This is a genomic window from Stutzerimonas kunmingensis (assembly GCF_032106285.1).
Classification (GTDB): Bacteria; Pseudomonadota; Gammaproteobacteria; order Pseudomonadales; family Pseudomonadaceae; genus Stutzerimonas; species Stutzerimonas kunmingensis_B.
Window position 1 is genome coordinate 1 of record NZ_DAMCPO010000054.1, and the last position, 12374, is coordinate 12374.

9 protein-coding genes are annotated in these 12374 nt (G+C 56.5%); 5 read left to right on the top strand and 4 right to left on the bottom strand.

From position 1 onward, the window contains the following. Positions 1 to 250: 250 nt before the first annotated feature. The 4 genes from RT582_RS21990 to RT582_RS22005 all read right to left on the bottom strand — a co-directional run bounded on the left by RT582_RS21990 (position 251) and on the right by RT582_RS22005 (position 3878). Entirely contained in the window at positions 251 to 1270 is a 1020-nt protein-coding gene (locus RT582_RS21990) for a zinc-binding alcohol dehydrogenase family protein (RefSeq protein ID WP_003288728.1), read from the bottom strand. A gap of 10 nt (positions 1271 to 1280) precedes the next feature. Continuing rightward, positions 1281 to 1574, bottom strand: coding sequence for a putative quinol monooxygenase (locus RT582_RS21995; protein ID WP_033999984.1), 294 nt, complete (start codon positions 1572 to 1574; stop codon positions 1281 to 1283). Positions 1575 to 1672: 98 nt separating this feature from the next. Next, entirely contained in the window at positions 1673 to 2662 is a 990-nt protein-coding gene (locus RT582_RS22000) for a zinc-dependent alcohol dehydrogenase family protein (protein WP_100548378.1), read from the bottom strand. Between the two features lie 124 nt (positions 2663 to 2786). Continuing rightward, complete coding sequence (locus RT582_RS22005) at positions 2787 to 3878, bottom strand: NADH:flavin oxidoreductase/NADH oxidase (RefSeq protein WP_031653041.1); 1092 nt, start codon at positions 3876 to 3878, stop codon at positions 2787 to 2789. A gap of 83 nt (positions 3879 to 3961) precedes the next feature. Here RT582_RS22005 and RT582_RS22010 point away from each other — a divergent pair, with 83 nt between their 5' ends. The 5 genes from RT582_RS22010 to RT582_RS22030 all read left to right on the top strand — a co-directional run. Next, positions 3962 to 4264, top strand: coding sequence for an ArsR/SmtB family transcription factor (locus tag RT582_RS22010; RefSeq protein WP_172767913.1), 303 nt, complete (start codon positions 3962 to 3964; stop codon positions 4262 to 4264). Positions 4265 to 5325: 1061 nt separating this feature from the next. Beyond that, positions 5326 to 7767, top strand: a complete 2442-nt coding sequence (locus tag RT582_RS22015; RefSeq protein WP_313480027.1) for a site-specific integrase — start codon at positions 5326 to 5328, stop codon at positions 7765 to 7767. A 164-nt stretch (positions 7768 to 7931) separates the two neighbouring features. After that, complete coding sequence (locus RT582_RS22020; RefSeq protein WP_313480029.1) at positions 7932 to 9191, top strand: site-specific integrase; 1260 nt, start codon at positions 7932 to 7934, stop codon at positions 9189 to 9191. Positions 9192 to 10288: 1097 nt separating this feature from the next. After that, a complete protein-coding gene (locus tag RT582_RS22025; protein WP_313480031.1) occupies positions 10289 to 10654 on the top strand; it encodes a histone-like nucleoid-structuring protein, MvaT/MvaU family in 366 nt (121 codons plus the stop codon). Positions 10655 to 11258: 604 nt separating this feature from the next. Next, the coding region (locus tag RT582_RS22030) for a TIGR02677 family protein (protein ID WP_313480033.1) at positions 11259 to 12374 on the top strand (1116 nt) is incomplete at its 3' end.

Genomic DNA, 12374 nt, shown 5'->3' on the forward strand with positions numbered 1-12374 from the left:
GCAGCAGCATCAATTTAACGGGGAGTTGGTGTCCGGTTTTGTAGGGGCAAGTCCAGGCATAGCCGGTAGCGTTGTTCATATGGGGTTCCTATTAGTTGGACGTTTCGGATGAAGTCGTTGACGGCTGGGTGATGGTCTTGCGAGACGATCTCAATAGGAGGCATTTCAAGGCGCTCACTGAATCGCTCATGGGCGCTACTCTTGAATCCAGCATTGGCTACCTACCGCATGAGCCGGTAGCCAGATACCGTCAGAAGCCCTCCAGAACGATCTTGCCCTTTGCCTTGCCGCTCTCCAGCAAGGCATGGGCGCGACGTAGGTTTTCGGCGCTGATACGCCCGTAGTTTTCGCCAACGGTGGTGCGCAACACACCCGCATCGATCTGGCGGGCCACTTCATTGAGGATGTTGTGCTGCTCCTGCATGTCCTCGGTCTCGTACAGCGAGCGCGTGTACATCAGCTCCCAGTGCAGCGACAGGCTCTTGCGTTTGAGCGGTACGACGTCCAGCGTGGCCGGGTCATCGATCAGGCCCAACCTGCCCTGTGGCTTCAGTGACTCGATGATCTGCTCGTAATGCCGATCGGTCTGCGTCAGGCTTGCGACGTAGCTGACCTGCGGAAGGCCGATGCGCTTGAGCTCTTCGCTCAGTGGTTTGGTGTGATCGATCACGTAATGGGCGCCGAGTTCGGTGACCCAGGCCTGGGTTTCAGGGCGCGAAGCCGTACCAATGACGGTCAGGCCGGTCAACTGACGCGCCAGCTGAGTCATGATTGAACCCACCCCGCCTGCAGCGCCAATGATCAGCAGCGTTTCGCCACGGTCGGTGGTGTCGCGCGCTACGCCGAGGCGATCAAATAGCAATTCCCAAGCGGTCAGAGACGTCAGGGGAAGCGCCGCGGCCTGGGCGAACTCCAGCGACTGTGGCATCGATCCGACAATGCGCTCGTCTACCAGCTGCAACTCACTGTTGCTGCCCGGGCGGATCAGCGACCCGGCGTACCACACCTTGTCACCGGGCTTGAACAGCGTTACGTCGGAACCGACCGACTTGACCACGCCGGCAGCGTCCCAACCGAGGATGCGCGGCTGTGTTTCGTCTGTATGCGGCACGTAGCCCTGGCGGACTTTGGTATCGACCGGGTTGACCGATACGGCCTTGACTTCTACCAGCAGGTCGCGCGGCCCCGGCACTGGCTCGGGTAGATCGATCTCCACGAGGGCGTCAGGGTTCTCAACAGGCAGGCATTTGAAGTGTGCAATCGCTTTCATTCGGAGCTCCTCAGGAGACGCGGTACATTTTCATGACGGAGAATTTTTCGGCGGCGCGCTCGATAACCGGCAGCGCTGCCTGGAAATGCGGGGTGGCCTCGTGCGCAGTCAGCGCCGCTTCGTCTCGCCACTGCTCAACCATATGGAAGGTGCGAGGCTGTTCTGCATCTTTATGAAAGTCGTATTGGATGCAGTCCGCTTCGGCGCGACTTGGGCCTTGCAGATCCTGCAGCGTCTGCTGGAGCTCATCTTCGGAGCCGGCCTTGGCGACCAATGTGGCAACCAGTGTGAGTGGGGTGGTCATCGAACCTCCTGTCTGTGCATGTGTGAAAGACGCATCGAACTGGCATGGGCTTACCGAAGGTGACCCTACCGGCCATGCCGCGAAGACCTGAACGTGGTTTACAGCGTTACGACAATCTTGCCCACCTGGGCATTCGATTCCATGTACCGGTGAGCCTCGGCCATCTCGTCGAAGCTGAATGTACGGTCGATCACCGGACGCAGCTGTCCAGAGGCGAGCCCTTCATTGATGAAGTGCTTGGCCCGTTCGAGTTTTTCTCGATTCTGGGTGATCTCGAACAGCTGATAACCGCGCAGCGTCAGATGCTTGCCGAGCAGGTCCATGACCGACACAGGGATATCCCGAGTGTCCAAAGCGCCGTACTGGAAGAAGATGCCGTGGTTCGCTAGCGCCTTGAGCACCAAGGCCACTTCGGGTCCGCCAACGGGATCGAAGGCCATGCGAGCGCCTTTGCCATGAGTCACCGTCATGACCTCAGCCACCATGTCCTGCTCCTGGGTCGCGATGACTGCCGCCGCCCCCGCTTGAAGCAAGGCTTCGCGCTTGTCGCTGGTGCGGGTCAGCGCCACAGGAACGGCGCCCACCATGTTCGCAATCTGGATAGCGGCAAGCCCCACGCTGCTGGACGCCGCACGGATCAGCACAGCCTCCCCGGCCTGCAGCCCACCGAGCTCGATCAATGCGCCATAGGCGGTGACAAACTTCATCCAGGTCGCTGCTGCCTCCGTGAAAGAGAGCACTTCCGGGTGTTTGACCACCGCGTGAGCCGGTGCGTTGACCAACTCACCGTACAAGCCGTATTCGTCAAAGGAGAACGCGGGCACTACGCTGACCACATCGCCAACAGCGAAGCCGACCACACCGGGCCCCACTGCAGCCACGTTCCCAGCCGCTTCATAGCCCAGCATGGCGGGAAACGTCGGTTCGATGACGTACTGGCCTGTGCGGTACATCACTTCAGCCCGGTTGATGCCGAGCGCCCTGACGTTGATTTGAACCTCGTTCGCGCCGGGAGCTGGCACGTCGATCTCGTCGATCTGGAGAACCTCCGGTTCACCGGTGCGATGAAAGCGTATGACGCGAGACATAGCGTAATCCTCAGCTATCTATCGGAAGGACCGAGCCATGAGCGGCTCAGCCAGGTAGCCACCAGCGCTCATAGCGCTGGGGCAGCGGGCGATCAGGCCAGGTCAGCCGTCTCGCACCGGCGGGTCACTTGTAGCGTTCAAGCCAGTGAGCATAGGGAGCCGGCAAGGTCCAGGACGCACGCTCTACGCCCAGCTCTTGGGCGGCAAGATAGGACCAATTTGGATTGGCCAGATGTGCTCGCCCAATCATCGCCAAGTCCAGCTGACCGCTCTTGACCGCTTCTTCGGCAACGCTTGGCGTGCCGAAGCCCCATGCCGAAGCCACTGGTATCCCCGCCTCACGCTTCACGCGCTGGGCAACTTCGCCCATGAAGCCAGGCGCCCAGGGAATGTTGGTTTCAGCGATGGTGAAACCAATGCTGACGCTCAGCAGATCCAGGCCACCATTTTTGAAGCGACGTGTCAGTTCGATAGCCTCGGTCAGCGTCTGTTCGTCCCGGCCGTCGTATTCGATAACCCCTAGACGAGCGGTTAGCGGCAGGTGCTCCGGCCAAACCTCACGAACAGCCGCCAGCGTTTCAAGCAGGAAGCGGCTACGGTTGTCGAAACTGCCGCCGTAGGCGTCATCGCGATGGTTGGAGTGTTCGGACAGGAACGACTGGGCCAGATAACCATGGGCGAAATGCAGCTCCAGCCACTCGAAGCCAGCGTCACGCGCACGGCGAGCGGCTGCGACGAAATCCTCACGCACACGGGCAATGTCTTCCAGCGTCATGGCTTGCGGCTGCTTGGCCAGGTGACCGCCAAAAGCTATGGCCGATGGAGCGATGGTCTGCCAGCCACGGGCGTCATCTTCAGCGATGTGGTCATCGCCTTCCCATGGACGGTTTGCGCTTGCCTTGCGACCGGCGTGGGCGATCTGCAGGCCGGGGACCGAGCCGGCTGCCTTGATCGACTGCACCACCGGTACGAAGGCCTGGGCCAGCTCATCGTTCCAAATACCCGCACAGCCAGGAGTGATCCGCCCTTCTGGCGCTACAGCGGTTGCTTCGACAATCACCAACCCCGCCCCGCCACGCGCAAGGGAGGCGTAGTGAACTCTGTGCCACTCGTTGATCAGGCCATCGTTTGACGAGTACATGCACATAGGGGGAATCGCAATACGGTTGCGAAGCGTGACGTCTTTAAGCGTGAAGGGTTGGAACAGCGCAGACATTGGTTTCTCCGAGGGTTGTCTATTACGTTAATTCGATAGTATTCGAACTATGGAGATAGAGCAAACCCGTGTATGCTTCGTTCATGCGCCCCTACAAACACCCTCCCGTCACTGAAATCGTCCTCGAGCGTCTGCTATACGCCTTGAGCGATCCTGTGCGCCTGGAGATCGTCCGACGCCTTGCCGAACTGGGCGAAGCCAGCTGTGGCGAATTGGACGGTGGCCGACCAAAGTCCACCATGTCCCATCACTTCAGGGTGCTGCGAGATGCCGGGTTGGTCCAAACCCAAACCATCGGCACGACCCATATGAACTCGTTGCGCAGGGATGATTTGAACAATCGATTTCCTGGTTTGCTCGAGACGATCTTATCTCAGCGCGGCTAAGGCTGGCTTGAGAGTCAATTCATCGAGGAAGACGCTGAAGACGGCCTGCTTCGAAACCCTGGGCTCCAGTGAGCTCAGGGACTACCTCGCCGCTGACTGCGGAAGCATGACTAGTCCCGACGTAAACGCCTTACCCAGATGGCCTCAATCGAGCAGCTGGAGCGTTTCGCTTGTGCGCAGTATCGGTGGCTCGTCTACAGATTACGCCGCTTACGACAGGCCGCTAGCTGGCCGGTTCCTGCCTGTCGTCCCTGAATTACCACCTTGTCAGCAATCCACAAACCAGTTGTAAAAACGATATCCCGCAAAAACCGACACCGCGCAGGTTACAAGGGTCAATAGAGGCCATTGCCCTTCAATGCCGAGCCACCACTGCACTTTGAAGAAAAATGCCCCCACCAACACACAGGTCAGAACGCCCAAAGTCAGGCCAACCAAAGCGAACAGTTGAGCTCCTAATCCTGGATTCCCGCCGTGCCAGTTCTCACTAAGGCAAAAGGGACAGTGATTCGACGAAGGCGAATATCCCCAGAAACCAGGGCTATATGTCGCTCTCGGAACCATAGCTTTGCCACAGTTGTGGCAGGTAGCCATCGAGTGTCTCATACCGCACCTCAGCTCAAATCGTCCTAGATGAGCCTATGGTGCGCTACCGCTGAAAATACCCAACTACGTGACCTTACATCTACCCAGCGTCCGGTCTGAGCTGGACTTAAACCCTCGTAGCCAGATAACCGAGGCTATGCTGTACACGACCGACTCCATTGAACACTCGCCGGTGGCTGACTGGACTCGCCCGGTCGCAGCACGATAATTCAGGACGCCAGTTCAACTCCTCAAATAGCCGCTCATCGGAAATACGTGCACGGGGGCACTTATGGGGGCACTTAATAATGGATCTGCAAATAAATCTATTTAAAACAATAGGTTATACATGTAATTTAAATCCCCCCGGCTCCACCAATTCAACACTGAAACCCGTCTAGAACGCGGGTTTCAGGCCAGATTTGATGGCATTGGATTACTCACAGTCCGTCTGTGAATCCAAAAGGTATGCCATCATGTCCAAGCGCCAAAGCAAAACAGGTGTCCCCCACCTGGTCTATCAAGCCAACACTGGCTTCCAGTACTACCTCACATTCCCGAAGCATTTCGCGGCCAACCCGAAACTGCCTGCGCAAATCCGGTGGTCGCTCAGCCACGACGAAGCGCTTGCCCGCGACCTTGCGAGTTATCTGAACACGGCTTTCGAGCAGTTCCTTGCCAAGGCGACCGAGCACTATGTCGAGCTCTTTTCTGACCGACTGTTGGCTGACCTTCAAAGGTTTCACTTAGCGGTAGCGGAAGCACTCAAATTCGCCGACCGAGTTTGGAAAGTTCGCCCGTCGCCAATGAAGCTCGCGAACCAAGACCTTTCCGTCGCCCACGCTCGCATGATGAAAGAGAGTGCGGAGCGTGTAGTGCTCTATAGCCACGAGCCAGGGGGCGAAATTTTCTTCGCACTCACACCAACGCCCGCACTGGTAAAAGCGCTTGGGGTCGGGTTCGTACGCTTTGACTGGCCGCTCGGAACCAGCAACCAGAACGTGGCGAGCGACGCTGCCCGGTACATTTACGCCGCCCTTGATGTACTCGAGACCGTCCCACCCTCTCCAGGGCGCTATTCGAAAGAATCTCCTGCATTTGCAGCGATGACGCTTTATGAATACCTGTGCCATGCCCGCCCAGACCAGGGTCGGAATCTCATGCACATCCCCCCAGCACTACCGCAATCTCGGCAAGCTTTGCATTTTCATCTTCAGCAAGCCAACGCGATGCATCTGAAGCTCCGCATCATTGATCGAGCGCTCTTGGTGCAGGAGGAATCGGGGCTTTATGTGATGCTTATCGAACTTGATCCGCTGTGCATGAAAGCGCATCTGAGAGAAAAGAAAAGCTTTCGGGTTGAGCTGCTCACTAGCTCCATCATCATTGCGGTCCTCATGCTGACGTATACGCTGCAGAAGGTTGATAAGGTGCTGTTGCGTTACTTTCAGGAAGACGATCACCAAGATCCTTACGCCCAAGCCATGCAGGAAATCGGTGACCTGGTTCGGCGGATGTTGGGTTCTGCTGCAACCACCGAGCCTATGCAGACGATTCCGGAGCTGAACTCGCCGACAGATGCTGTGGCACCGCCACAGGACCCAGGCACGCTCGCGTTGCTGAATGCGCTCGGGAGCGTTCTGCCCGACGCGCAGAAAGCCAGGCTTGAAACCCTCTTTACGCAACCCTCCGTGAACGATCGCATTGTCTCGCCGACGTGCAGCCCAAAGACAGGGCTGAGCCTCGCCGCATTGGTGAAGGAATACGAAGAGAGGCAGGTCCGCGAAGGTGCATGGGCCAATCCGCGGACTCGCATCACCGCACGGGCCCGGCTGGAAGGCCTGTGCGAGCTGCTTGGTGGGCACCGGCAAGTCGAGACGCTGACTCGCGCCGAATTCAACACGCTACGCGATCATCTGCGTAGCTATCCGAAGAACCGGCATCGCCTCCGTGCCACGCGTAACCAGCCGCTAAGTAAGATCATCAGCGACGGTAAATTCGAGCCAATCAACCCTCGCACTGCGAAGAAGTTTTTCGAATTGGCGAGGGCGCTTGTCACCTACGCACACGATCAAGGCCACATCACCGAAAACATCGCGGCCGGATTGGCGTTCAGCACGAAAGGTGCCGAGGCGCCTAGGAAGCGCACATATAGCCCAAGCCAAATCGAGAAGCTGCTTCACGGCCCGACCTACACGTTAACCAAGCCGCCGCGCTGGCGTCTGGACGACTTCAAGTTTTGGCTTCCGCTGCTCGGTCTCTATACCGGTGCACGGCTTAGCGAACTCTGCCAGCTGCGGCTGGAAGACATTCGGCAGGAGCTCGGCGTTTGGATCATCAGCATCAATCGGACAGGGTCGAAGCAACTCAAAACGTCCGACTCTGAACGGCTAGTGCCCATTCACAAGCTGCTGATCGAGACAGGCTTCCTCGAGTATCACCAAGCTCGCCTGGACATTGCAGAGCAGGATGTAAAAGCTCCCCTTTTCGAAAACATCCGTGTCTACGGTGATCTTTCTCCCGGACATGTTGCGAGTCGTTGGTACCTGGGCTCAAGCCAGAGCAATCATGGCTACTTGGGGCTCTGCGGCCTTGGAGAGGAGGGCCTGACGTATCACGGCCTACGGCACACCTTTATCAATCAATTCCGCAGACAGAACCTCGACCTCGCGAAAGCAAAAGCACTCGTGGGTCACGCTGATAAAAGTACAACTGGCGGCTATGGCGACTGCTATCCGTCAGACGTCCTCAAGGCCGAGCTCGACAAAATCGATTTCGGGCTTGGCTTGGATCATATCCATTACCGGCACTATCAGGAGCTACAAAAAGCACAGGGTGACTTCAAAGTCGGACGGCCGGTTGGCACACCATTTCCGAATGTACGAGTTCATAAGCGCCACTGGAAAACGTACACATAGACCTAGCCATAAAGAGGCGGGAGGCCTGCTCCCGCCCTTCTTACACATCCCTTAATTATTGACAAAGTGTCAATAAAAGCTATCGAAAGCAAGACTCCAATAGATTATCTTGACTGTTCATTTATACAGTAATAATCTCAAGCCTCACCCACTGTGAGGTATATATGAATGTAACGTCCCCCATCTCCATTCCTTTTTATAAGGGCCTGAGTCTGATCGTAGAGCCTGGCCATGAAGAGCACTTGCGAATCGCCTTGGCGAACATCTCCACGGTAACGGACGCGATAAACCGCTTCCACTCTTCACCTTTACTGACTGAGTTCATGGACACTACGCTGTCCCGCTTCCTGCGAGAAAACACTTATGCAGGAAAGTCCGAGCATATGCTGCGGGCGCGGATGGAAAAGCTGAAGGTCATCCTGACCCGAGATAATCCTACACGCCGAGTCGCTGAGCTTGATCGGGTTGATGTGCAACGTCTAAAAGATCAGCTGCCATTGTTACTGAAGCAGAACTCGGCTTCGGGTAGTAAAGGCGCAAACCTCACGACCTATTACCAGCTGTTCAATCGCATGCTGGACGAGGCGCTGGAGAGCAAGCTGATTACCGATGCGATCAAGGTTGCTACTTGCAGTACCAAACAGGCCGAGGTCACCAAGCCATTTCTGGATAGCAATCTGATTCAGATGCTCGCCGGCTGGCCTTACCAAAAGTACCTCGCAGGCACGCTGCCCAAGGTCTACCAGGACGCCAAGCCGTATCGGTTCTGGTTGCTTCCTCTCGGGCTCTACACCGGCGCGCGGCTCAATGAACTCTGCCAGCTTCGTGTGCATGATGTGATCCGGGATGCCCATGGCGTAGAACTCATCGACATCAACGATAACGGCTACAACAAGTCGCTGAAAACGGGCTCATCGGCACGGCAGATTCCGATCTGCACGAAGCTTGTGGAGATGGGTTTTATAAATTTCGTAGAGGAACGACGTCAGGCCGATGGCAACGATGCATTGCTTTTCGGCGAGCTGAGCTTCGATCCGAAGCACCTATACTCCAGGGATCCGAGTCGCTTTTTCTGCGGGCCATGTACGGGTACAGGCTATATTGGCCAGCATTGTCCACCGGCGGTTAATGGCGGGCTCAATTTTAAAAGTCTCCGTCGCTCGTTTGCCGTGCGGCTGGAACGGTCAGGCATATCTCCATCCACGATCGCCCATCTGCTGGGCCATGAGGGCGGTGCTCCGGAGGTCACAGCAGACCACTACTTGGAAAAGCCGCTGAGTTTGAGATTACTGGAGCAGATGGAACGCGGCCTGACTTACAACATCCAGACCGACGAGATTCGCTGGGAGCATTTTAAAAAGCTGCTCAATAACCAGGCGGGACGCGGAAAGCGCGGGAGGAAAAGTAAGCTGCAACTTCACTAACGCACAGAGCGGGAACGATCATCGCTTGGAGATGGTATGAGACAGGATGAATAAAAGGCCGCAGATAATCTGCGGCCTTTTTTCGTTCTGAACACCGGAAAGTAACCGAATATTCACGCAACTCCGGGCATCACTTGCGGCGACGGTCGCAACGCCCAATCGCGGAGCACACTCCACCATCGAAGAATTTGCATCGGCTGCGACGAGAATTCCGTGCAGTCAGCTGCTGCCACACAAATCGAACTTGAAGCGTGGGCGCTTTGGCATCAGACCGGACACCGCTTCATAACTCCCCTGTGACAGACACACGGCACGGTCACCCGGCGCATCGACACTCGCTAACTGCCGCAAGCCCTACGAGTGACACGGCGAGACTGCAGCACTCGAGGCATGTGTCATGGCGGTCGTAAGACAAGTGTGCAGCGGCGATCGAGCCGAGTATTTATGATTGAGGCCCGGGCGGCAGCGCACACGAATGGCGCAGCTCACGTCTGTGCTCAATCGCCATTTCGGCCAGGCAACGCCTGGCGGCTATGATTTGACAACAAAATTGCGGGGGCATACTTGAAGCAGCGAAGCGTTCCTTCAAGTATGCCCCCGCGCCCCATACTTGAAACCTTCAAGTATGGGGCAGTTGAGCATTTTGGGCATTTGCAGGTAAGCGAAACGAATGTGGAGCGAGACCGAGCAATAAGACCAAAATGATCAACTGCCTTCGCGAAGCGGCTGCCATTGTTGTCAAAAAAGGCAGCTTTCTTCATTTGCCGCAGGTAAATGGCTAGCTCTAATTTCGATGCTATGCATGGCTACCTCTGCTAAAGCGGAAGAAGCCTGCTCACGTCCGCTTCCTCTACGGGATGCGCGACGCTTCTATGCAACGGCCGCCGCTTGGTCACCTCCCATTCTGCAAACCCACCACTTCATATGTCAGGAAAGTACGCACCTCTCTGGCTGACAAACACTCCGCAGCGCTATCCCTGTACCAGCCTCTCGATGACTGGATCACTCGCGAAATCGGTCGGTCCTTAGTTTTCTCCCTCCGTGCCCAAACGGTAGACTGAGACACACAAAGCAGTTTCGTTCTCAGAAGGTTACCCATGTCCAAACTCGCCGAATTCAAAGCTCTAGAAGCCCAGCTCGCAGCCCAGCTCAAGCAGCTTGATGCTCTTAAGAATGACGACAAACTCAAGCGCGAAATCGAGTTCGAGGAAAAACTCCGCAATTTGATGGGGCAATATGCCGTAGGCCTGCGCGAAATTATTTCAATATTGGATCCGAAGCCCGGCCGCACCAGCATCAGCGCCACCCCGACGTCTCAAGCGCCTCGTCGGCTGCGCCAAGTTAAGGTTTACAAAAACCCAGAAACTGGAGAGGTGGTAGAGACGAAGGGTGGCAATCATAAGATTTTGAAAGCTTGGAAAGAAAAGCACGGCGCCGAAAAGGTGGAAGGTTGGCTTCAGTAAGCTATCCCGACGAAAAAAAGCCAGGCAATGCCTGGCTTTCTTATCTTTCAGCGATCGGTGACTGCAAGCCCGCGCTTGGCGATAATCGGCAAATAGCAGACCTTCAATCTGTATAAAAACGCGGGCGATCCATGGCCTTGGCCCGCGCTTGAAGGCCACATCATCAATTTACGTCAGTGTCCTGAGGCGACCATGCCGCAGCTGCTTCAGCACGTCGCCTAGTCAAACCGTCACGTCAGCCCGAGGCGCCTCAAAATCCTAAAGCAGCGCTGGCTCATCCGGAATAGCTAAGGGTCTTTCACTAGATTGGTTGTGTTCATGCATCTGTACATGGTCATCAATGCATCAATCAGTTTGCAGTTTCTGTCACTTGATGCCTTGAATAGCATGCAGACAATTATGGGTAACACTAAACGATCTCGGAGCAGAACCTTAAGCGACCTCCCTCACCTAGCTTGTAAATCTCCTCCGCGAGCATCCGGTCCGCCGTAAAGCAATTTCAGGACTACTTGCACCGGCATCTATTCCCGCCGACACGATGGATAAGCCGTGTCGCCAGCTTCAGAACCGCTAGGCTGACATGCCTGCTTGGCAAACAGCGAAGATGACTGAAGAATGGCCTCATCGATCATGGAAGGTCAGCGGGGAACAATTGGTGATTCGCGATTCATTTTGGCCTGAGACTTCTGCGGACTTGTTCCGCCACGCTACTGCGGAAAAAGCGCCCCTCTATCGTTCCATTATGGAGGTGTTTGCTGCCGCCAAGCGCCAGTACCGCCTGCAATTGCGGCCTGATGAGGTCTTGTCCGAGGCGAATTGGGGCAACAGAACGCCACCTGCTCAGGAAGAGATTGCCGCCGCACTGACTCAGCTAGCTGCCTGGGGCAATCTTGAATCACAGCCGGACATGACGCGCGTATCCACGCTCAACGATTATTATCGAGCACGTTTTCTCTATCGGCTCTCGCGCGGCGGCGAAGCGGTAGAGGCCGGCCTGATAGCATTCGCGCAGAGCCTACGTCATCGTGCAGAGCTGCAGACAGTCGCGCTGGAGGACATCGACAGCCGCTTGCGAGCCTTGCAGCGTTTGATGGCTGAGGCGCAATCCCTCAACGATCTTGATACCGCCAAGGCCCATGAGATTCTACGCGATCTGGTGCGGGTGTTTGAGGGGCTTACTGAAAACGCCCAGGCGTTCATGGCTGGAGTGGCACGTAGTCTAGAGCTACAGCAGGCCGACGCCACCGCATTGGTCGCTTACAAGCGAAGGCTGATCGACTATCTCGAGCGCTTCATGGGTGATCTGATCCGTCGCTCCGATGCCATCGCCCGCACGCTGAATGAATTGTCCGCCGCCATCGACTATGTCTTACGCCAAGTCGCTGCACGTGAAGCGCGTGATGCCGCACCCGACGGCAATGGCGAGCAGGAAGAGGAAACGCAGCGGCGCCAGGATATCTGGCGCGAGCGCTGGAAAGGATTGCGCGGCTGGTTTCTGGCCACCGGCAACGAACCACCTCAAGCAGAACTACTGCGTGCCCGAGCGCGCTCGGCGATTCCGCAACTGCTTAGCGCCATCGCGGCAATCAATGAGCGACGTAGCGGGCGCAGCGACCGGTCGGCAGATTTCCGAGTGCTGGCACAATGGTTTGCTGCATGCGACAGCGACGTAAGCGTTCATTCCACGACGTACTGGACTTACTTTACGTCCCGAAGGGGC